Raw genomic sequence first — 20,886 nt, 5'->3', positions numbered from 1 at the left:
GCGGTTGCGTTGTTTTTATTCACGATGCCGGCCGCTTGGCTCACTGCTTGGCGCGTAAAAACCGGCGGGACACCAGCTACCAGCTATTGGGCCCACCGGTCAGTATTGCGGCCGATTAGCCCAGATACTTCTTCAATTCGGCTGCTGCGTGCACGAACAGGGACCGCACGGCCGGCACCTTGGCCAGGCCGTTGAGCAGGCCGAAATCGTGAATCATGCCGTTGTAGCGGATGGTGGTGGCGGGCACGCCAGCTTCGCTGAGCTTGCGGCCGTAGGCCTCACCCTCGTCGCGCAGCACGTCATTTTCAGCTACTTGAATGAGGGCCGGCGGCAAGTCGCGTAGTTCCTCAATGGTGGCGTGCAGCGGCGAAGCGTAGGGCTGCGTGCGCTGGGCGGGGTCGGCGATGTACATGTCGTACATCCACTTCATGAGGGGTGTGGTCAGGAACCGGTCCTGCCCAAACAACCGATACGACTCGGTTTCAAAATCGGCATCCACGATGGGCCACATCAGAATTTGCGCTTTGATGTGCGGGCCACCTTTGGCTTTGGCTTGCAGGCAGGTTACGGCTGTCATGTTGCCGCCCACGCTGTTGCCCACCACGGCCAGGTTGGTGCCGTCCACGTTGATTTCAGACCCGTTCTCGGCCACCCATTTCGTGGCAGCGTAGATTTCGTCGATGGCCTGCGGAAAATGCGCGTCCGGCGTGGGCGTGTAGTTCACAAACACGGCCGCGTAGCCCGAGAGCGCCACCAAATCGCGCACCATGCGCTGGTGGGTGGGAAAGTCGCCCAGCACCCAGCCGCCACCGTGGATGAAGATAAACACCGGCAAAATGGTATCGGCCGTGCCGGTGGGGCGCACAATGTGCAGCGGTACTTTGTAGCCGTTCTGCTCAATGGTGCGCTGCGAAACCTCGATGCCCGAAATGTCAACTGGCACCGAAGCCTGCGCGCCCACCAGCACTTGGCGGGCCGCCCGAGGCGATAGTGTTTCGAGGCCAGGGCTGCCGTTGTTCAGGCCTTTGAGGAAGGTAATGACCTGCGGGTCGAGGTGCGGGTCGGTGGCGAAAAACGGGGCCGGAGCCACTGCGGTGTTGTTTTCGGTGATGGTACTCATGGTTTGTATGTTTGAATGGTGAAAAAAAGTGTTATTAAACAATTGTGAGGAGTGATAAATGAGCTATCTGCCAGAGCGTTAATTCTGGCATTAGTAGCTTGGGCAAGCATGCAGAGACCGGCGCCCGGCACCGCTAGGCCGGCAGAAAGCACGAGTGATTTCATAGCAGGGAAGTGTTGAGTGACTAGACCGGATAAAACTGCCCGCCTGCGCTACCCGGCTCACGATACGAAGCGCGGAAATACGGCCCGGCAAGGCGGTGCTTCGGTTTCGCTGTTCCTGCTGGTTCCGTTTCCAAAGCCTGTGCCATTGGCAGGCACCCCCCGTTTTGCCAGCGGCAAAAAGTGCCTTAATGAACTGGAATAAGGTTTTTAAGTCTAAAAAGTGAACTCAGGAAGCACGTCGTCGCCTACCTAGCTCCAATGGACCGAACCGAATTGATTGGATATTCTCCAACCGAATGGAGACTTGCGTTCCGCTCCGATGGCATCCGGCTATCAGCCGTGCCCCCACCGTCATTCTGTATCACAACTTCCTCTTTCTGTATCAGACCAGCGCCTGGTCGGGGCCGGAATTTTGTGTCATCACTCAACCACTAATACAGCGATGGCAAAGACAATCTTCATCACCGGCGCTTCCCGTGGATTCGGGAAAATTTGGGCCGAAGCTTTTTTAAAACGCGGCGACAACGTGGTGGCCACCTCCCGCAACGTAGCCGGCCTGCAAGACCTGGCTGACACCTACGGCACGGCCTTCCTGCCGCTGGCCCTCGACATCACTGACCGCGCCCAGAGCCTGGCGGCGGTGCAGCAGGCAAAAGCTCACTTCGGCACTCTCGACGTGGTGATTAACAACGCGGGCTACGGCGTATTCGGGGCCGTGGAAGAAATCAGCGAGCAGGAAGCCCGCGATATTATTGACGCTAATTTGCTCGGTACACTCTGGGTAACGCAGGCGGCGCTGCCCATTTTCCGGGCGCAGAGTCACGGGCATATTATTCAGCTATCCAGCATTCTGGGCATTACCAGCGCACCGGCTTCGGGCATCTACAGCGCCACCAAGTTTGCCGTGGAAGGCCTGAGCGAAGCGCTATACCAGGAAGTGAAGGGCTTCGGCATTCACGTCACGGTGGTCGAGCCCAACGTATTCAAGACAGACTTCGGCGGCACTTCGGCAGTGCACAGCACAGCTATTGCCGCCTACGACCAAGTGAAAGCGTCGCTCTACGCCTTGCCCGCTTTCCTGCCCGACAACTTTGGCGAGCCGCTGGCCACGGTGCCCGCCATCTTGCAGCTGATTGATTTGCAGGACCCGCCGTTGCGTCTGTTCATGGGACGGGCTGCCTACCCCTGGGCGCAGCAAGTGTACCGCGAGCGCCTCGCGGAGTGGGCAGCTTGGCAGCCCATGGCCGAGCAGGCCCACGGCTAGGCTGGCCTTGGCTGCGCAAGGCCTGCGGGCCAACAGCCCCTGCCCGGAAGTGGTACAGGGGTTGTTTCAACTATCTTTAATTCGGCATCCAACCGCTTGTTACGAGCCCTGACTATGAGACATTTCCAGAACATCAGCGAATTTCACCGCGCCTGTGGCTACCCGCCGCCCGCGCATCCGTTGCTGAGTTTACTTACGTGCCAGCAGCTGCTGCATTGCTCGTTCGGCGATGCGCCGCTGACCTCGGATTTTTACCTGATTAGCTTTCGCAAAATGAAGGCGGGCGGCCGGTTTCTCTACGGCAAAACCAGCTATGACCACGAAGCGGGTGCCCTGTCGTTTGTGCAGCCCCGGCAAGTGATGCAAGTCACGAACCTGCAGCTAATTGAAATGGCCTTCGTCATCATCGTTCACGAAGATTATCTCTTGGGGCACCCACTGCACGCCGAGATAAAAAAGTATGGCTTCTTCGACTACGAAGTGAACGAAGCGCTGCACCTGGCCCCGCGCGAAGAACAGATTCTGTGGGAGCTATACCACCAGATGGGCTCCGAGTACGGCAACAACCCGGACGAGTACAGCCGCGATATTATCCTGACGCACCTGGCCTCCATTCTGAAATATTCGCAGCGCTTCTACAAGCGCCAGTTCCTCAACCGCAGTGTGCTATCGGGCACCACGACCTCGCGGTTTACGGAGCTGCTGACGGCCTATTTCGAGCGCGGCCTACTGCAGCAGGAAGGCCTGCCCACTGTGAAATACCTGGCCGATAAGCTGCACACCTCGCCACGTTACCTCACCGATTTACTGAAGCAGGAAACTGGCAAAACGGCCCTCGACCACATCCACCGGTTTCTGCTGAGCGAGGCCAAAAACCTGCTCATCAGCACCGATAACACCATTGCCCAGACTGCTTATCAACTCGGTTTCGAAAACCCACCCTACTTCTCCCGCCTCTTCAAGAAAGAAGTGGGCCTAACGCCTCACGAGTACCGGGCGCAGTTTCTGAACTGAATTCTCGGATTGGAGCGGCTCCATTATGTTGGAGAATATCCAATACGTTCAGCCGGCGGCTTTGGAGGCAGACCGTTGCCGTTGCTCCCGCCAATGTCATTTATTGAGCATAAAGCCTTCCTTGGAGCATCTGGCGGCGGTTTTTATCCAGTCGGGCTTAGCTATGTTCGCCGTTGGTACATGATTTGGAATTTGGGCAGGCGGCAATTACTGTCCGCGCTCATCTTTTCAAGCATCATGCAAACGCAACAAGTCGCCCTCATCACCGGGGCCAATCGGGGTATCGGATTTGAAACTGCCAGGCAACTCGGCGAGCACGGCATCACCGTAGTGCTGGCGGCCCGCCGGCTGGCGGCGGCGCAGGAAGCCGCTGCCCAACTCAAGGCGGTGGGCATCGACGCGCACGGCATTCAGCTTGACGTGACGAAACCCAACGAGCGCACCGCCGCCGCCCAGTTTCTGGCTGACAAGCTCGGACGGCTCGACATCCTTATCAACAACGCCGGCATGGTGCCGAAAGAAACCTTATTCGTGCCCCGTACCAGCGAAACCACGCCCGAGGAGTTCCAGGAAATCTTCGATACCAACCTGTTTTCGGTGGTGGCCCTCACCCGCGAGGTACTGCCGCTGCTGCGCCAAAGCCCGGCCGGCCGCATCGTGAACCTGTCGAGCAACCTGGGTTCGCTTACCGAGCATGCGCTGCCCGGCAATCCATTGGGGCCTTTTCAGGTGCTGTCGTATTGCGCCTCCAAAGTAGCCCTGAACATGTTCACGGTGCTGCTGGCCCACGAGCTGGCCGATACCAGCATTAAGGTAAACTCGGCTCATCCCGGCTGGGTGAAAACCGAAATCGGCGGCGGCGACATCGCCCAACTCACCGTGCCCGAAGGCAGCCGCACCAGCGTGGAGTTGGCCCTGCTCGGAGCCGATGGTCCCAGCGGGCACTTCATGCACCTGGGCAAAGAGCTGCCCTGGTAAGCCCGAAAAGCTATTATTTTAAGACCGTTATGCTAAGCGAAGCCGAAGCATGACGGTCTTATTTCTTTCGCCTGCTTAGCCGGCTACCCATTTTCTGCAACCATTTCTATGCTCCCCACGTCCGCACTTTCAGCCTTACCCTCGCTGCTTATCGTTGAAGATGAGTTTGTTATTGCCAACGGATTACGTCGTATTCTAGAAAAAGAAGGGTATCAGGTGACGGGCATCGCCGTATCGGTGGCCAAGGCGCAGACGCTGGTAGCAGAACAGCGGCCGGATATTGTGCTGCTGGATATCTTTCTCAAAGGCGAAGAAACGGGTATCGACCTTGCCCACTGGTTAAAAGAGCAGGATATCCCCTTTGTGTTTTTATCGGCCAACCTGACCGATAGCGTGCTGGAAGAAGCGAAAGTGACCGAGCCGTATGGCTTTCTGAATAAGCCATTCCGCGAACGGGATGTGCTGAGCACGCTCGAAATAGCGCGCTACCGCCATGCCCACAGCGCCGAGGCCAAGCTGCGGCAGCAGCAGAGCATTCAGATGGCCGTCAACAACGCTATTGTCACGCTGCACGACCGCGACGAGCTGTGCCAGGCCATTGCCGTTCAACTTAATAAAGTGGTACCGTTCAGTATGTTTAGCCTGCGCCTGGCACTGCCGGAGGAGGCAGCATTTTACTGGGTGACACTACAACAAACGGCTGGCGGTGATTTTGAACCAGTGCAAATACCCGTGCAGGTGCGCCGCGAAGCCATTCAGGAATTTCAGCGCAAGCTAGCGGATTCGCTGGCCGGCGCGCCACCCGAAGAGGCGGGCCTTTTCACTGGGGCGGCCTTCGAAGCGCTGTGTGCGCGCTACACGCCGGCCCGTAGCAGCCGCAGCGACTTTGGGATGCAAGCACTGGCCCTGTTTCCAGTGGCGCTGAAGCAGCGGAACTCCTCCACCACCATTCAACTGGCTTGCACTGAGCCCAATGGCTTCACACCGAAAGACTACGCGGCCGTCGAGCTGCTCATTCCACAAGTGGCCTTGGCCGTCGACAACCTGCTCGCCAGCGAGGAAATCGAGGCCCGCCGCCAGCTGAAAGCCACCGAACTGGGCGTAGTACGGGCCTTCCAAAATGGCAAGGACCTGGCCGAAACCACCCGCCAGGTGGCCGCCGCCATCCACGAGTTGCTGCCGATTGACGTGCTCTGCATTTATTGGCCCGACCAGGCACCAGAGCTCATCATGTCTACCGCAACGGTGGAGTGGCAGACGGGCCTTTTTGAAACGCCGCCAACTGAGCGGATTGTACCGCCCGCCGAAGTGGTTGAAAGTGCGACCTGGCAGCAGGCTTGGGCTACGCTGCCAGCAGAGCTCAGTAGCCTGGGCCTGTTCGTGGGCGAAGAGTACGAACAGATGCAGGCGCGCAACGCGGCCATCCAGTTCTCGGCTAATGTGCTGGCTACTAAATCGCTCATCTGTGTGCCCATTACCCTTAAAAATAATAGTGTAGCGTCATTGCTGGTGGCTAGTAAGACGGCTTTTGCCTTTACTGCTCACGACATGCGCACCATGCAAAGCCTGGGTGAGCAGGTGGCGCTGGGCCTGGAAAACCTGCTGGCCTTCGAGCGCATCCAGCTACTGAGTGAGCAGTTGGAGCGGGAAAACAGGTACCTGGTGGAGGAAATTAAAATCAGTCAAACCTTCGGGGAAATTGTCGGCACCAGCCCGGCAATGCTCAACATTTTCAACAGCATCGGTCAAGTAGCGCCTACCGACTACACCGTACTGGTGCTGGGCGAGACTGGCACCGGCAAAGAGTTGATTGCCCGCGCCGTGCACAACGTATCGAAGCGCAAAGACCGCACGATGATTAAGGTGAATTGTGCCGCGCTGCCGGCTCAGCTTATTGAATCCGAACTGTTTGGGCACGAACGGGGCAGTTACACCGGCGCTACCGAACAGCGCATCGGCAAGTTTGAGCTGGCCCACAAAAGCACCATTTTCCTGGATGAAATCGGCGAGCTGCCGCTGGAATTACAGGCCAAGCTGCTGCGCGTGTTGCAGGAGGGCGAAATTGAGCGGCTGGGCGGCAAGGGCATTATCAACGTCGACGTGCGCGTGATTGCGGCTACCAACCGCAACCTGTTGCAGGAAGTGGCAGCTGGCCGCTTCCGCTCTGATTTGTATTACCGGCTCAACGTCTTCCCTGTCCTAGTACCGCCGCTGCGCGAGCGCCAGGACGACATTCTGCCACTGGCTATGCACTTCCTGCAAAAAATCGGCAAAAAGATGGGCAAGCCGCTTACCGGCCTGTCTCAAAGCACGTTGCACCAGCTGCGCCAGTACCCCTGGCCCGGTAATATCCGGGAGATGGAGCACGTATTAGAGCGGGCCGCCATCCTCTCGCGCACCGCCACCGTGGAACTGGCCGAGCCGCTGCAGATGCATCCAGCACCGCCCGCACCAGCGGCCCAGGCGCCCGCCGCCCGCCTCGCCCAGCCCCTTGACGAGGCCATGCGCGAAACCATCCTGGCCGCCCTGGCCCAAACGCACTACCGCATCCGGGGCGCAGGCGGCGCAGCTGAGCTGCTTGACATTAAGCCCACGACGCTGGAAGCGCGCATGAAAAAGCTGAGAATCGGGCCGAATAGCTAGCCTTTCAGATGGGCATGGCCATTTTATCCTGGTTTGCCTCCTCTAAGCCTCGGCGTGGGGAACTTTTCGGGTCCCCTCAAATTCTAAGCAGATGCACACGCCCTGCGTTTGGGGGAAGGTCAGGTCAGCTTCCAGCTGCTCGCTCAGGCCCATAATCAGGGTCAGGCCCATACTGCGGCTGGCAGCTAGGTTGAACCCCGCCGGCAGTCCAATGCCGTCGTCGGCCAGCATTAGCTGGTAGCGCTGGTCGGGCAGCTGCGTCAGGCGGATGCTAATAGTACCGAGCCGGGAGTCCGGAAAGGCGTACTTGAGGGAGTTGGTCACGGCTTCGTTGATAATCAGGCCCAGCGGCGTGGCCAGGGCTACGTCCAACTCCACGGGCGCAATGTCAAGGTGCTCCTGTACCGATGCGTGGTGAAACGATGTCAGCAGGTGCTCCACTAGCTCGCGGATGAATTCCTGCATGTCTACCCGCGCCAGGTTTTGCGCCTGGTAGAGCTTCTGGTGAACCAGGGCCATGGCCTGCACCCGGTTCTGGCTTTCGCGGATGATAGCCTGCATCTGGGGCTCCTGCAGTCGGTCGAGCTGTGAATCCAGCAACTCGCTCACAATTTGCAGGTTGTTCTTCACCCGGTGATGAATTTCCTTCAACATCCACTCCTTCTCGACCAGCAAACCTTCTTTTTCAGCCAGCAAGTCGTTCTTATCGCCCAGTACTTGCTCCAGCGATTGGTTTTTCTGGTTGATTTCCTGCTGCTTTTGCTCCAATAGCTGGGTGCTACGCCTTTTGAGTCGGGAGCGGTTATAGCTCACGCCCAGCAGCAGTAGCAGCAGTACAGCCCCGCCCAGCGTGGCATTGCGCTGCCACTCGCGCTGGCGCAGGCCGGCCTGCTGCACCTGGGTTTGCTTGGTGAGCAGCGCGATGTTCTGCTCCTTCTTTTTGGTGTCGTACTGTATCTGCAGGCTGGCAATCTGCTTGCTCTTCGTGGTGCTGAACACCGAGTCATTCAGGGCTTTGTACTGCTGGTAATGCGCAATGGCGGCCGGGAAGTTTGCCTGAACCGAATCCACTTTAAAAAGCAGCAGGTGAATGTTAGCCACTTGTGGCAGCGTCCCCACTTTGGTGGCTAGGTCGAGCGACTTGGTTAAGTAGTCGCGGGCTTCGGGGTACTTTTTGGTAAGCCAGTAAAACGCGCCCACGTTGTAGTACACCAGTAGCCGGTCAACCTCTTTTACACTGGGCTTTAGCGCCCGCAGCATGTCGGTGTAGCATCTTTCCGCCTCGGCATATAAATGGAGCGCCGTGTAGGAGCGGGCCAGATAATACAGCAACTGCCCTTGGTCGGTTACCTTACTGCGGTAGGCCTTGTTATTCACCACGCGCAGCAATATATCCAACGACGGCTGGGGCTTGTGCTGCAAGAGCAGAATCTCAGAAATATGCCCGGCAATGGGCATTATGTAGGCTTCGCGGCCGGGCTGCATGGCGCTGGTAAAGGCCTTCTGATTGTAGAGAAGCGCCTTATCGAGCTGGTTCAGCTCTTTGTAAATGCCCGATACCCGGCTGTAAAACAGGGTAATATCGGCCGTGTCGCGGGTGGCTTTGGCACTCTCAAGCGCTGCCAGACCGTATTGCAAGGCTGCACGGTAATCCCCGGCCTGCCGGTGGGCATACAGCAGCAAGTCGTAGCAGTAATGCAGGCGCTTATAACCAACTGAACGGTAGAGCGCTATTGCCTGCGCCAGCTCAGGGATGGCCTGGGCCGGGCTGCCTTGTAAGATGTGTTGCCCGGCGATGCTTTCCAGCAGGTAGGCTTCCTCTAGCTTGTCGCCTAACTGCTGATACAAGGTGCGGGCCTGCTGAAAATAGGTGATAATAAGGGGTAGGTTGGCGGCGATGGGGCTGTACGTATTGCCCAGATAATTCAAGCCCTGCGCTTCCAGCTGCTTGTCACCCAACTGCCTGCTCAACCGGATGGACTCCTGAAGCAGGGAGCGGGCGTCCTTTTCCTGCTTGCTGATAATACCTAGCCGGCCGAGGGCCTGTAAGCTGCGGATTTTTCCGCTGGCAACCTGTAAGGCCGTACTCAACGCCTCGGCTTGCTTGCTGTAGTAGTAGGCACTGTCTAACTCCGTATCCAACTGCTCGTTCCTGGCGATGAGGGCACTGCTTAAATCGAGCAGCACCTCCAGGCGCTCGGTGGAGTTGGGAGCACTGTGCCGCAGCTTTGTCTTCAGGGAATCAACAACGGCTTTGCTGGGCGCGGGGTGCAGCGCTTCGGCCCAACTGGAAGCCCCGATGCTACAGGCGAGAAGCAGTAGGAGAAATGATTTTATCATAAGCGAAAAAAGACTGCTGCTAAAAGCATCGGACTACGTCGGCCGCTGCTTGTTTGAGCGGGCGGCACTGCCGGCGCACAGTAGTGGCAAAAGCAGCAAGTATCATGCAGCCTTTAATCCAGCGCCAGGGCCGTTGCCTGGGGATTACAGAACCGAAAAGAATTCAGGCGACATAATTACCTAGTAATCTACTGGTTGCGGCCATAAAACAGGCCGATATTCTGAAGGCAGCGGCGGCTACAACGCCCGCCCATTGCTGCGACTTCCTTTGCCCCCGGCCGCAGGTCTCCAACGGAGTGGAGAATATCCAAAAAAATAGTCCCTCCAACTCTGATTGGAGAAAAGGCCGGCGGTGGGTCGTATTCAATTCACGGGCTTAAAAACGGCGTTTTGAGCCACTGAGCAGCCTTTTCCAGGTGTGCCGCATTCTGGCACGCGGCCCGTGGTACAGTCCTTGGATTAAGACAGGCATGGTAATGCGCTGCTTCCCTCAGTCTACCCGGCCTTCAGCAGTAGCTGACCAGACACGGCACGGGGCACCGCCTTCCTCACCCACTCCCATGAAGCAACTTTCGACCCTTCTTCATCCGGTCCTGGATATTTCTTACCGCAGCCAGGAGCATGTACTGGTGGCGCGCTGGCGCAGCCAGCCGATGGACGATGCCGAGTACAAAGCCAGCTACCGCCAGGTACTGGCGATGGCCGTGCTATACAACTGCCGCTTTTGGCTGCTCGATACCCGCCGCAACCCCACCAACTGCCCCCGGCGGGCCAGCTGGCTGCTCGAAGAATTCTGCCCTGAGGTAATGGCCTCCTTCCGGGCGACCGAGCAGGTGTACGGGGCTTATCTGATTTTTCCCGCGCATGCCCCCTACTACACTGATACGGTACTGCCGCTGCTGGCCCACCCCGCCAACACCGGCTACAGGGCTGCCGCCTTCATCGACGAGGGCCTTACTAACACCTGGATTCGCAATCAACAATAAAGACAACGTCCAGCCGGACAGTCGATTTCCATTATTCGCTCCACTTAATTTTTAATGATGCAACAAAAGGTATGGCTCGTCACGGGGGCCACTAAAGGCTTTGGCCTCGAAATCACCAAAGCCGCCCTCGATTCGGGCGACCGGGTAATTGCCACGGTGCGCAGCCAGCCCGACGCGCTGGCCACCACCCTGCACCACCACGCCAACCTGTTCACGGCACAGATGGATGTGACTGATGAGGCGCAGGTGCAACAAGCCGTGCAGCAAGGCGTGGCACACTTCGGCCGGCTCGATGTAGTGGTGAACAACGCTGGATACGGCCTGGTAGCCGCCCTCGAAGAAGCCACTGATGCAGAAGTGCGCCAGCAGTACGACACCAACGTGTTTGGCGTGCTGAATGTGGTGCGGGCGGTGCTGCCCATCATGCGCCGGCAGCGGGCCGGCTACCTCATCAATATCTCATCCATCGATGCGCACGGGGCCTTTCCGGGCTGGGGCGTGTACGGTTCCACCAAGTTTGCGCTGGAAGGAATTTCCAAGGGTCTGGCCGTGGAGCTGGCACCGTTTGGCATCCAGGTCACGGCCATTTCACCGGGCTTGTTTCGCACCGATTTCTTGGGGCCGAAATCTCGCTTATTGGCCGGCCAGCCCATTGCGGAATATGATGATACGGCCGTGGGCGACATGCGCACCGATGCTGCCCACTTGCACGGCAACGAGCCCGGCGACCCCAGGAAGCTGGCGCGCATCGTGGTCGATTTGGCCCGCACCGAGCAGCCGCCTGCCCACCTGCTGCTGGGCAAAGATGCCGTGATTTTTTACCAAACCAACACCGCCAACATGGTGCAGGAAATGGAGCAGTGGCTGCCCATTTCCACCAGCACCGACCTGGATAATGCTTAACGCCAACCCTTTTTAAACCCACGCCATCACCCCACATAAAATGAATAACTTACTCGCCCTCACCATCAACGCCCACGGCGGCCTCACGCGGTGGAATGAACTAAAAACTCTCTCGGCCCACCTCGTGCAGGGCGGCATCATCTGGGGGCTGAAAGGCCACGCTGGCATGGTCGACGAAGTGAACGTCGCCATCGACCTGCACCAGCCCTGGACCTCGCACTTTCCGTTTGGGGCACCCAACTACCGTACCTCCGTCACGCCTGACCGGGCCGTTATCGAAACCACGGGCGGCGAGGTAGTGGAAGAATTGGCCAACCCACGCGCCTCTTTCGCCGGCTATGGGCTGGAAACGCCGTGGAGCAACCTGCAGCTCTCCTACTTTGTGGGCTACGCCATGTGGAACTACCTCACGGCCCCGTTCAGCTTCGGGCGGCCCGGCTTCGAGGTGAAGGAGCTGGAACCCTGGGAAGAAGCTGGCCAGACGCTGCGCCGCCTGCTAGTCACCTTTCCGGCCGACGTGGCTACTCACAATCCGGTGCAAACCTTCTACATCGCCACCAGCGGCCTGCTCTGGCGGCACGACTACAACGTGGACATTAACGGGGGCACGCCGGCCGTGCACTATTTCTCCAACCACGTCACAGTGGCGGGCATCACGCTGCCCACCAAGCACCTGATTTACCTCCGCAATGAGGACCTGAGCCACAGCCCCGAGCCGTTGGTGGTATCCATCGAGCTGAGTGACATCAAGTTCAGTTAGTGGCAGGCTTTGCCGATACATCAAGCAGGACAGACGCTTTAAACTCAGATTTTACCATGAATCCCACTCTCAAACAATCCACGACGGCCGGGGCCATTCACCCCGAGTTTGCAACCATTGAGGGCCTTGCCATTCGCTATGCCCGCAGTCCGAAGGCAGGGGCTGAAACCGTGTTGCTGTTCAGTCCGTGGCCGGAGAGTCTGCTGGCTTTTGCGCCCATTTGGAACGTGTTGGCGGCCGAATTTTCGCTCTTGGCGGTCGACCTGCCTGGCTTTGGCCTTTCGGAAGGTCGCCCTGAGTTGATGTCGCCCCGCTCGATGGGCCAGTTCCTGATTCAGCTAAATCAGCATTTTGGCTTGGAGCGGCCCCATGCCATTGCCCCGGACGTGGCCAGCCCATCGGTGCTGTTCGCCGAAGCCATTCAGTCGGGCACGTTCCGCAGCCTGTTTATTGGGAGCGGCGCGTGCTCGTTTCCGCTGATAGTGAGCGGGGTGCTCCAGCAGATTATCGAAGCTGAGTCGCTGGACGTTTTCCGGGCGATGGACACGCAAGCCATCGTGCTGAACTCCCTTAGCGAGATTAAGCCATACGTCGCGCTGCCCGACCCGGTGGTGGCCGACTACCTGGCTGCTGCCGCCAATGGCCGCTTTGTGGAGGCCATGAACTTTGTGCGGGCCTACAAAACCGACCTGCCCGTGCTGGCCCCGCAGTTGCCCGCTCTCGCCACGCCGGTCCACATCGTCAGCGGGCGCTTCGACCCCAACGTGCCCGTAGCCGACGCCGAAGCGCTGCATAAACAGCTGCCCAACAGCCGGCTGACTGTGCTGGAATGCGGCCACTATACCTGGGAAGAAGAGGCTACCACCTACAGCCAGCTGGCGCTCGACTGGCTAAAGGGCGGGTATCAAAACCCTACCTCATTGCTGCAATAACCGGCTCATCTCATGAAAATCATCATTTCAGTGAGCCACCAGGTCATCGACCTGCGGCGCAGCTTTGAGGACTTCACGACGGCGCTGGAAGGGCTGCTCGTCCATTTCGACCCGGCCAGCCTGGACCTGACGGCCACCGACCCCCAGCGGGCAGAGCAGCAGCTCGCCGCTCTGGGCAGCTACGAGAACCTGACTCTATTCGGGGTGCAGAACCATGGGGAGCTGTTTCGGCTCCTGGGTGCCCCGAAAAAGGCCAAGCAGTACGCCATCGGCAACCCGCTGGTAGCCCTGCAAATGACGCAGCACGACCTGCGGGCCGCCCTCTACGCCCCGTTGCGGGTGCTAGTGTACGAGGCCGAAAACCAACAGGCACGGGTGGAATACGACTTGCCATCCTCCCTGTTCGGGCAGTTTCAGAATGCCGCTGTGACGGAGGTAGCTCAGGGCCTCGATGCGAAGCTCCTGCACCTGGTGCACCACGCCGACACCTCTGCCTGACCAATATAGACAGCTGATAAACAGCAAAAATTACTTATTAATCACCTCTCAACTTAATGCCATGTCAACCACTGAAACCTACACCCACGAAACCGCGCCTACCCAATATATCCCCGTCAACGGGGTGCAATTTGCCTACCGCACTTTCGGCAAAGCCGACGGGCTTCCGCTCATTTTTCTGCAACACTTTACTGGCACGATGGACAACTGGGACCCGCTGGTAACCAACGGCCTGGCCGAAACGCACCGCATCGTGTTGTTCGATAACGTGGGCGTGGGTAACACCAGCGGCGAAACGCCTACCACCGTGGCCCAGATGACGCGCGATGCCTACGATTTCATTCAGGCGCTGGGCTTTGAGCGAGTGGATGTGCTGGGCTTTTCGTTGGGCAATTTCATTGCGCAGCAGCTGATTCTGGACCATCCCACGCTGGTACGCCGCGTGATTCTGGCCGGTGGAGCACCCGTGGGCCAGGGGGCCGATGAGTTCAAGTTTGTCACGAGCAACCTCGGCGGCAAGTCGCCCAAAGACATCCTGCTGTACCTGTTTTTTGCCGCCACACCCAGCAGCCAGCAGCAGGGCGAGGCATTTATTCAGCGTCTGCAAAGCCGTGTTGTGGACCACGACATCCCAAGCACGGTCCAGGTATTTCAAGCGCAATACCGGGCCATTGTGGATTGGTGCAACATCCCGGACCCTGAGTTCACTCGCCTCGCCCAAATAACGCAGCCTGCGCTGGTGGTGCAGGGCAGCAACGACACCATGTTCCCGACCAGCCAATCGGTATTGCTGTTTCAGCACCTGCCCAACGCCCAGTTGAGCCTGTACCCTGATTCCAGCCACGGCTCGCTTTTCCAGCACGCCCGGCTATTCGCGGAGCAGGTGCGCTATTTCCTACAAGCGGAGGACTAGGGGGGTATGACGACGCATGTCATGCTGAGCATGACATCTTCTCCCCAATACAGCTTAGCCACTTCCTGCTTTCTTTTCTCGCCTTTCCCTCTCTGCAAATGCCTCATTTGCTCCCCCTTGATGTTACGGCCCTAAATAACATCACGGCTTTTCAAAACCTGCCGGCCGAAATTCTCACCTGGCTGAGCCAGGCCGGGGAGTTGCACCAGTATATGCCCGGCGAGGTTATTGCCGAGGCGGGCAGCAGGGCCGACAGCCTGATGGCCGTGGTGGCGGGCGAGATGCACTACTACAGCCAAATCGATGGCCGGCCGGCACACGTGTTTCGCATCGAGCAGGGGCAGGTGGGCGGGGTGCTGCCCTACTCGCGGTTTGAGGTGTACCAGGGACAGGTGGTGGCCGTGGGCGAAACCGTGGTGTACCTGTTGTCCCGCCACCAATTTGCGGCCCTGGAGCAAGTGAGCCCCGAGCTCGTGCAGCGCTTGGTAAGCCTAATGAACGACCGCTCCCGCGACTACGTGCGCAGCCAGGAGCGCGACGACAAGCTGCGGGCACTGGGCAAACTCTCGGCCGGCCTTTCGCACGAGCTGAACAACCCGGCCGCCGCCATCAGCCGGGCCTCGGCGGCGCTGGCCAGCGCGCTGCAGGCCACTCCCCTGCTGTTGCAAGGGCTGCTGATAGCCTGCCCTTCGGAAGAAGCAGTAGCGGCTCTCACTGCGCTGTCCGTATTGCCCGCCGAGGCTCCGCTAGCCCTCTCGGCGCTGGAAGCTGCTGACCGAGAGGAGGAGCTGGCCGACTGGCTCGAAACCCAGGGCAGCCCCGATGGCTACGCACTGGCCAACAGTCTGCTGGAAGCCGGCCTGACAGTGCCCACCCTTATTCTCGTTGCGGCCCTGTTGCCCGCCGCCGCCCGCCCCGATGCCTTCAACTGGCTCAGCAGCTACCTCACGGCGCTACGCCTAGCCTCCGATATCAGCGAAGCCAGCCGGCGCATCAGCACGCTGGTGGGCGACGTGAAAACCTACTCGCACATGGACCGGGCCACCGGCCACGAAAAGCTGGACATAACCACCGGCCTCGAAAGCACGCTGCACATGTTTGACTACGCCCTGCGCCAAAAAAACGTGCGCCTCACCCGCCGCTACGCGCCCGATTTGCCCCTGGTGATGGGCCAGGCTGGCAGCCTCAACCAGGTGTGGACCAACCTGATTGACAACGCCCTGGATGCCTTGCCCGACCAGGGTGGCGAGCTGGTCCTCAGCGCTACGCGCCAGCAGCAGTTGCTGCGGATTGGCATTCAAGACAATGGCTCAGGCATCACGCCCGAGGTGCTGGCGCACATTTTCGAGCCTTTCTATACCACCAAGCCGCCGGGCCAGGGCAGCGGGCAAGGGCTGGACATTGCCTGCCGCATTATCCGGGAGCATGGGGGGCGGCTGGAAGCCATGTCGGTTCCAGGCCGCACAGAGTTTGTGGCTTGGCTGCCAGTAGCCTAGCTGGTTATATTCTTCTTTTTAGCAAGCAGCTAATCTATTGATTTATTATGAAAAAGCCCATTATTCTCTGTGTTGACGATGACCCGCAGGTATTGGCCTCCGTTGCCAACGACCTGCGCCGGGAGTTTCGCCGAGACTACCGTATTCTGAGCGTGAACTCGGGTTTGGCAGCCTTGACGACCCTCGACGAGCTGCGCGCTCGCGCCGAGCCGCTGGCCCTGGTGCTAGCCGACCAGCGCATGCCCGAGGTAGAAGGCGTGGAGGTACTGGCCCATGCCCGCCAGTTGTTTCCCGACGCCAAGCGCGCTCTGCTCACCGCTTACGCCGACACCACGGCCGCCATCAAAGCCATCAATTCAGCGCAGCTCGACTACTATTTCCTTAAGCCCTGGGACCCGCCCGAGCAGCTGCTGTACCCCGCGCTGCACGACTTGCTGACCAGCTGGCAAGTAACGTACCGGCCCCAGTTTGAGGGCCTGCGCCTGATTGGGTTTCAATGGTCGCCCCGGTCGCACGAGTTGAAGGATTTTCTCAGCGGCTACTTGGTAAGCTACCAATGGCTCGATTTTGAGAAGGACAAAGAAGCCCATACGCTACTGACGACTACTGGCTTTCAGCCTGATGACCTGCCCGTGCTGCTTTATGCCGATGGTCAGGCCGTGGCTCAGCCCGATAAGCACGACATCGCCCGCCAGCTGGGGTTGCCGGTGGCCGCGCAGCAAGAGTTATATGATGTGGTGGTTATAGGGGCAGGGCCGGCGGGCTTGGCGGCGGCCGTTTACGGCGCGTCGGAGGGCCTGAAAACGCTGCTCATTGAGCGGCAGTCGTTTGGCGGGCAGGCAGGCTCCTCCTCCCGCATCGAAAACTACCTGGGCTTCCCCACCGGCGTGAGCGGGGCCGAGCTGACCTATCGCGCCTGGACCCAGGCCACCCGCCTTGGCGCCGAGCTCATTGCTCCTCAGGAAGTTATTGCGCTCCGCGTGCAGGATGGCTACAAGGTACTGACCCTGAAAGACAACGCACAGGTGCGGGCCAAGGCTGTGGTGCTGACGACGGGCGTAAGCTACCGCACACTCGATGCACCGGGGCTAGACCGCCTGAGCGGTTCTGGCGTGTACTATGGCTCGGCCCGCACCGAAGCGCACATCTGCAAAGACCAGCCGGTGTACATCATCGGCGGGGGCAACTCGGCCGGGCAGTCGGCCATGTACCTGTCGACTTATGCCTCCCGGGTATTCATCGTCATCAGGGGCGAGAGCCTGGCCGCCAGCATGTCGGCCTACCTGATTGAACAAATTGCCCAAACCCCCAACATCGAGGTTTTGCCTACTACTGAAGTCCGGGAAGCGTGCGGCGGGCAGTCCCTCGAAGCGGTAGTCATTCAGCGTGAGGGGCAGGCCCCCGAGAAACACCCCGCCCGTGCCCTGTTCGTGTTCATCGGGGCCAAGCCCAGCACCGGGTGGATTTGCGACCTCGCACTCTGCGATGCCAAGGGCTACCTGCTCACCGGCCGCGACCTGGTGGCCGACCCGCGCTACGCCGCCCACTGGAAGCTGCCCCGCGAGCCCTACCTCCTCGAAACCTGCGTGCCCGGCCTCTTTGCTGCCGGCGATGGGCGCGCCGGGGCCATGGCTCGCGTGGCCTCGGCCGTAGGCGAGGGCAGCATGGCCATCAAGTTCGTCCACGAATACTTGAGCGAATAGGGCATGCCTTTTCTTTTTCCATCAACCCGATTTCCTACACAACCAATGTCAACCACTTCTCTCACCGTTTCAGCTCCTAACCTGTCCATTGAGCGCAACGGGCGCCGCCTGACCTACCGGCGCTTCGGCGCGGGCCAAACCATTCTCTTCTGCAACCGCTTCCGCGGCGACCTCGATACCTGGGACCCGGCTTTTTTGGATGCGCTGGTCGGGCTAGGCTTCGAGGTCATCATCTTCGACTACAGCGGCCTGGGTTTATCGACCGGGGAGCGCACGTATAATCCACTGGTGCTGTCCAAGGATGTCATCGACCTGCTCGATGCCCTGGACCTGCCGCAGGTAGTATTGGGTGGCTGGTCGGTCGGCGGCTTGGTGGCCCAGGTCGTCTTTGCCACGGCGCCGCAGCGCCTCTCGCACTTGTTACTGGTGGGTACCAACCCGCCTGGCGAGCTGCCGAAGATGGCGGAACAGCTTTTCTATGACCTAGCCGGCAAGCCGAAAAACGACTTCAACGATTACGTACAGCTGTTTTTCGAGCCCCGCTCCGCCGCCAGCCGGCAGGCCGCATCCGAATCGTTTGCCCGCCTCGCGCTGCGCCAGACCGAGCGCAGCATTCCGGTATCTGGTGAATGGGCCGGCGCCCTGCTGGCCGCTACCGGGGGCAAGCCTCGCAGCAATTTCTTCCCCGCTCCGGCCGTACTGGAGGCTCTTAAGCATACCTCCATTCCAATACTGCACCTCGGCGGCGACCACGACATTTCCTTCCCGGTCGAAAACTGGTACGCTCTCAACGAGCAGCTACCAACCATGCAGCTGCACACTTTCCCGCAGGCCGGCCACGGCCCGCACCAGCAGTACCCCGAGGCCAGCGCTCAGTACATCGCCACGTTTGTGCGCACCACGGCCGCTAACCCTAGCTAAGAGCTACCCGCTGATTTATTTATGCTTGTGAGCCCGTTCGCGGGCTCACAAGCTCATTAATTTACTAACTAATTCTCTTCCTATGCCTTCTCCTCAACGTTATCAGGCCCTTATTATCGGGTTTGGCAAAGCCGGCAAGACGCTGGCTGGATTTTTAGCCACGCAGGGCTGGCGCGTGGCCCTGGTCGAGCAGTCGGCCCAAATGTATGGTGGCACTTGCATCAACATTGCCTGCATTCCAACCAAATCCCTGGTCCATAGTGCAGAGTTGGGCGTGCCGCACCCCGATGCCCTGGCTGAGAAAAATCGCCTGACCGACTTTTTACGCGGGCGCAATCTGGCCAACCTCACCGCCCACCCCGAGGCCACGCTGCTGCTGGGCCAGGCCTCGTTTGTGACGGCGCAGCAGGTGCGGGTGCAACTGGTAGAAACGGGCGAAGAAGTGCTGGTCGAGGCCGACCACATCTTTATCAACACCGGGGCCGTGCCCCGGCTGCCGCCCATTCCAGGACTGCGAGAAAGCCGGCGGGTGTTCACCAGCACCACCCTGATGGAGCAATCCGTGCTGCCCAAGCGGTTGGTTATCATCGGGGGCGGCTTTATCGGGCTCGAATTTGCCAGCATGTTTGCTCAGTTTGGCGCGGCCGTTACGGTGCTGGAAACGGCCCCGCGCCTGCTGCCCAACGAGGACGAGGACATGGCCGCCGCCATCATCCAAAGCCTGACGGCCAAAGGCGTAACCTTCGAAACCGGCGTGCGCGTGCAGCGCATCGAGCCAAGGCCCGAGGGCGAAGACGTGGTGGTATTTGAAACCCTGCAGGGCACCACCGAGCGTCGGCCAGCCACGGCGATTTTGGTGGCGGTGGGCCGCGAGCCGGTGGTAGCCAGCCTGAACCTGGCGGCGGCGGGCGTGGCCCAGAACGAGCGGGGCTTCATTCAAGTGAATGAGCGGCTGCAAACCAACGTGCCGCACATCTGGGCGCTGGGTGACGTAAACGGTGGCCCGCAATTCACCTACATTTCGCTCGACGACTACCGCATTGTGCGCGACCAGTTGTTCGGCCCCGGCACCCGCACCACCGCTGACCGGCAATACGTGGCCTCGACGGTTTTTCTGACGCCACCGTTTGCCCACGTGGGGTTCCGCGAGCGCGAGGCCCGCGCCCAGGGCTACCAGGTGCGGGTGGCCACGCTGCCAGCTGCCGCCATCACGCGGGCCCAGGTGCTGCGCCAGCCCGAGGGCCTACTCAAAGCCGTGGTGGAAGAAGGCACCGGCCGCATTCTGGGGTGCAGCCTGTTCTGTGCCGAGGCTGGTGAAATCATCAATACTGTGCAGCTGGCCATGAAGACAGACGTGCGCTACGAGGTTCTACGCGATAACATCTATATTCATCCGTCGATGACGGAGGCACTCAATAACTTGTTTAACAATATTTAACAAAAAAATAAAAGCTGGAATACTTAAGTGCGTAGGGGGAAATATCACTGGCCGGTGCTTCAGCCCTACTGCTGCTTTTTCGTTATGCTATAAAGCTATTTATGAGAGTTGCGACTATTAAGTGCTAAATCAAAAATTGCATTCTTACAATTCAATTTATTGAACGACTCACCGCTTTAATTACGGACTAAACGGCCATTTAACGGACCAAAAATAGCCGTTAATTGGCCGTTGCTTTATCGAACTTTAACCAGGCTTCGGGGCGCTTGCTCAGCAAGCAATTCACTCATAAAAAAGGCCGCCTCGCACGAACTGGGCGACCTTCCCTAACCGCTTGTCGGCTTTTCACAATGTAGGGCAACGCGGGTATAAGCAGGGAGTTATCGTCCAAATGAAGAGTTGCCGCGCCGCAACCTTTTAGAATCTGGAAAGTACTACCTAGTACTATTCCTTCACTTAGTTGTTCTTTCCATGTCCCCTACCTCTTTTGCCCTATTTGCCCGCGCTGGCAGCGCCCGCTGGAGGCGTTGGCTGCGCCGAAGTGTCAGATTGTATCTGGCCATGGACGAGCCTTTGGTTGATAAGCAGCGGGTGAAGGACCAGCTGGTGCTGGTAGAGTGGCAGCTCGTGCGCCACTTGGTGGATGGCGATGTGCCCACGATGGCCGTTACCACACAGGCCCGGGACATTGTAGACATGGCCCAGGCCAACCTTCTAGGGTCCGAAACCGAGGTCAGGGCCCTGCGGCGGGAGATGTCGGCCAGGCAGGCAGTAAGCCCCTGGAACTGTCACTACCCCAACATGGCTGCTTGA

At 59.2% G+C, this 20,886-nt stretch carries 18 protein-coding genes; 15 read left to right on the top strand and 3 right to left on the bottom strand.

Annotated elements, in window-relative coordinates; translation table 11 throughout:
- Window positions 1-115: 115 nt before the first annotated feature.
- Together J4E00_RS21205 and J4E00_RS21200 are read right to left on the bottom strand one after the other, a co-directional pair.
- Window positions 116-1,120, bottom strand: coding sequence for an alpha/beta hydrolase (locus tag J4E00_RS21205; protein WP_208177284.1), 1,005 nt, complete (start codon window positions 1,118-1,120; stop codon window positions 116-118).
- Window positions 1,117-1,284 (bottom strand): hypothetical protein, encoded by a 168-nt coding sequence (locus J4E00_RS21200; RefSeq protein WP_208177283.1) that lies wholly within the window; start codon window positions 1,282-1,284, stop codon window positions 1,117-1,119. The genes J4E00_RS21205 and J4E00_RS21200 overlap by 4 nt, the downstream gene beginning before the upstream one ends.
- A gap of 442 nt (window positions 1,285-1,726) precedes the next feature.
- On the opposite strand from J4E00_RS21200, the gene J4E00_RS21195 reads away from it, so the two are divergent.
- The 4 genes from J4E00_RS21195 to J4E00_RS21180 all read left to right on the top strand — a co-directional run bounded on the left by J4E00_RS21195 (window position 1,727) and on the right by J4E00_RS21180 (window position 7,183).
- On the top strand, window positions 1,727-2,548 hold the full coding sequence (locus tag J4E00_RS21195) for an SDR family NAD(P)-dependent oxidoreductase (RefSeq protein ID WP_208177282.1): 822 nt from the start codon (window positions 1,727-1,729) through the stop codon (window positions 2,546-2,548).
- Window positions 2,549-2,662: 114 nt separating this feature from the next.
- Window positions 2,663-3,562: a helix-turn-helix domain-containing protein gene (locus J4E00_RS21190; protein ID WP_208177281.1), complete on the top strand. Its 900-nt coding sequence runs from the start codon at window positions 2,663-2,665 to the stop codon at window positions 3,560-3,562.
- Between the two features lie 237 nt (window positions 3,563-3,799).
- Window positions 3,800-4,540, top strand: a complete 741-nt coding sequence (locus J4E00_RS21185; protein ID WP_208177280.1) for an SDR family oxidoreductase — start codon at window positions 3,800-3,802, stop codon at window positions 4,538-4,540.
- Window positions 4,541-4,648: 108 nt separating this feature from the next.
- Window positions 4,649-7,183 carry a sigma 54-interacting transcriptional regulator gene (locus J4E00_RS21180; protein ID WP_208177279.1) on the top strand — a complete coding sequence of 845 codons (2,535 nt, stop codon included), beginning with the start codon at window positions 4,649-4,651 and terminating at the stop codon, window positions 7,181-7,183.
- Window positions 7,184-7,225: 42 nt separating this feature from the next.
- On the opposite strand, the gene J4E00_RS21175 is transcribed toward J4E00_RS21180, so the two are convergent.
- Window positions 7,226-9,523 (bottom strand): tetratricopeptide repeat protein, encoded by a 2,298-nt coding sequence (locus J4E00_RS21175; RefSeq protein WP_208177278.1) that lies wholly within the window; start codon window positions 9,521-9,523, stop codon window positions 7,226-7,228.
- Between the two features lie 560 nt (window positions 9,524-10,083).
- Here J4E00_RS21175 and J4E00_RS21170 point away from each other — a divergent pair.
- The 11 genes from J4E00_RS21170 to J4E00_RS21120 all read left to right on the top strand — a co-directional run bounded on the left by J4E00_RS21170 (window position 10,084) and on the right by J4E00_RS21120 (window position 20,886).
- A complete protein-coding gene (locus J4E00_RS21170) occupies window positions 10,084-10,509 on the top strand; it encodes a hypothetical protein (RefSeq protein WP_208177277.1) in 426 nt (141 codons plus the stop codon).
- A 54-nt stretch (window positions 10,510-10,563) separates the two neighbouring features.
- Window positions 10,564-11,412 carry an oxidoreductase gene (locus tag J4E00_RS21165; protein WP_208177276.1) on the top strand — a complete coding sequence of 283 codons (849 nt, stop codon included), beginning with the start codon at window positions 10,564-10,566 and terminating at the stop codon, window positions 11,410-11,412.
- Between the two features lie 40 nt (window positions 11,413-11,452).
- A complete protein-coding gene (locus J4E00_RS21160) occupies window positions 11,453-12,172 on the top strand; it encodes a hypothetical protein (protein WP_208177275.1) in 720 nt (239 codons plus the stop codon).
- 56 nt (window positions 12,173-12,228) lie between these two features.
- Window positions 12,229-13,104, top strand: coding sequence for an alpha/beta fold hydrolase (locus tag J4E00_RS21155; RefSeq protein ID WP_208177274.1), 876 nt, complete (start codon window positions 12,229-12,231; stop codon window positions 13,102-13,104).
- 12 nt (window positions 13,105-13,116) lie between these two features.
- Window positions 13,117-13,602 (top strand): DUF302 domain-containing protein, encoded by a 486-nt coding sequence (locus tag J4E00_RS21150; RefSeq protein WP_208177273.1) that lies wholly within the window; start codon window positions 13,117-13,119, stop codon window positions 13,600-13,602.
- A gap of 61 nt (window positions 13,603-13,663) precedes the next feature.
- Window positions 13,664-14,515, top strand: a complete 852-nt coding sequence (locus J4E00_RS21145; RefSeq protein ID WP_208177272.1) for an alpha/beta fold hydrolase — start codon at window positions 13,664-13,666, stop codon at window positions 14,513-14,515.
- A 98-nt stretch (window positions 14,516-14,613) separates the two neighbouring features.
- Complete coding sequence (locus tag J4E00_RS21140; RefSeq protein WP_208177271.1) at window positions 14,614-16,011, top strand: sensor histidine kinase; 1,398 nt, start codon at window positions 14,614-14,616, stop codon at window positions 16,009-16,011.
- Between the two features lie 47 nt (window positions 16,012-16,058).
- Entirely contained in the window at window positions 16,059-17,714 is a 1,656-nt protein-coding gene (locus J4E00_RS30055) for an FAD-dependent oxidoreductase (protein ID WP_208177270.1), read from the top strand.
- 45 nt (window positions 17,715-17,759) lie between these two features.
- Window positions 17,760-18,635 (top strand): alpha/beta fold hydrolase, encoded by an 876-nt coding sequence (locus J4E00_RS21130; RefSeq protein ID WP_208177269.1) that lies wholly within the window; start codon window positions 17,760-17,762, stop codon window positions 18,633-18,635.
- 82 nt (window positions 18,636-18,717) lie between these two features.
- Window positions 18,718-20,073, top strand: a complete 1,356-nt coding sequence (locus J4E00_RS21125) for an FAD-dependent oxidoreductase (protein ID WP_208177268.1) — start codon at window positions 18,718-18,720, stop codon at window positions 20,071-20,073.
- A gap of 471 nt (window positions 20,074-20,544) precedes the next feature.
- The gene (locus J4E00_RS21120; protein WP_208177267.1) at window positions 20,545-20,886 is read left to right on the top strand and encodes a hypothetical protein; all 342 of its coding nucleotides are present in this window, start codon (window positions 20,545-20,547) and stop codon (window positions 20,884-20,886) included.

Origin of the sequence: Hymenobacter negativus (genome assembly GCF_017571495.1) — a bacterium.
Taxonomy (GTDB): domain Bacteria; phylum Bacteroidota; class Bacteroidia; order Cytophagales; family Hymenobacteraceae; genus Hymenobacter; species Hymenobacter negativus.
This window is presented reverse-complemented; position numbering and strand designations above follow the sequence as displayed.

What these genes read in the sequence shown, in the direction of transcription:
- J4E00_RS21155 (WP_208177274.1), top strand. Translation starts at nt 12,229, where the DNA reads ATGAATCCCACTCTCAAACAATCCACGACGGCCGGGGCCATTCACCCC.
- J4E00_RS21205 (WP_208177284.1), bottom strand. Translation starts at nt 1,120, where the DNA reads ATGAGTACCATCACCGAAAACAACACCGCAGTGGCTCCGGCCCCGTTT.
- J4E00_RS21145 (WP_208177272.1), top strand. Translation starts at nt 13,664, where the DNA reads ATGTCAACCACTGAAACCTACACCCACGAAACCGCGCCTACCCAATAT.
- J4E00_RS21190 (WP_208177281.1), top strand. Translation starts at nt 2,663, where the DNA reads ATGAGACATTTCCAGAACATCAGCGAATTTCACCGCGCCTGTGGCTAC.
- J4E00_RS21140 (WP_208177271.1), top strand. Translation starts at nt 14,614, where the DNA reads ATGCCTCATTTGCTCCCCCTTGATGTTACGGCCCTAAATAACATCACG.
- J4E00_RS21160 (WP_208177275.1), top strand. Translation starts at nt 11,453, where the DNA reads ATGAATAACTTACTCGCCCTCACCATCAACGCCCACGGCGGCCTCACG.
- J4E00_RS21180 (WP_208177279.1), top strand. Translation starts at nt 4,649, where the DNA reads ATGCTCCCCACGTCCGCACTTTCAGCCTTACCCTCGCTGCTTATCGTT.
- J4E00_RS21165 (WP_208177276.1), top strand. Translation starts at nt 10,564, where the DNA reads ATGATGCAACAAAAGGTATGGCTCGTCACGGGGGCCACTAAAGGCTTT.
- J4E00_RS21120 (WP_208177267.1), top strand. Translation starts at nt 20,545, where the DNA reads ATGTCCCCTACCTCTTTTGCCCTATTTGCCCGCGCTGGCAGCGCCCGC.
- J4E00_RS21195 (WP_208177282.1), top strand. Translation starts at nt 1,727, where the DNA reads ATGGCAAAGACAATCTTCATCACCGGCGCTTCCCGTGGATTCGGGAAA.
- J4E00_RS21125 (WP_208177268.1), top strand. Translation starts at nt 18,718, where the DNA reads ATGCCTTCTCCTCAACGTTATCAGGCCCTTATTATCGGGTTTGGCAAA.
- J4E00_RS21200 (WP_208177283.1), bottom strand. Translation starts at nt 1,284, where the DNA reads ATGAAATCACTCGTGCTTTCTGCCGGCCTAGCGGTGCCGGGCGCCGGT.
- J4E00_RS21175 (WP_208177278.1), bottom strand. Translation starts at nt 9,523, where the DNA reads ATGATAAAATCATTTCTCCTACTGCTTCTCGCCTGTAGCATCGGGGCT.
- J4E00_RS21170 (WP_208177277.1), top strand. Translation starts at nt 10,084, where the DNA reads ATGAAGCAACTTTCGACCCTTCTTCATCCGGTCCTGGATATTTCTTAC.
- J4E00_RS30055 (WP_208177270.1), top strand. Translation starts at nt 16,059, where the DNA reads ATGAAAAAGCCCATTATTCTCTGTGTTGACGATGACCCGCAGGTATTG.
- J4E00_RS21150 (WP_208177273.1), top strand. Translation starts at nt 13,117, where the DNA reads ATGAAAATCATCATTTCAGTGAGCCACCAGGTCATCGACCTGCGGCGC.
- J4E00_RS21130 (WP_208177269.1), top strand. Translation starts at nt 17,760, where the DNA reads ATGTCAACCACTTCTCTCACCGTTTCAGCTCCTAACCTGTCCATTGAG.
- J4E00_RS21185 (WP_208177280.1), top strand. Translation starts at nt 3,800, where the DNA reads ATGCAAACGCAACAAGTCGCCCTCATCACCGGGGCCAATCGGGGTATC.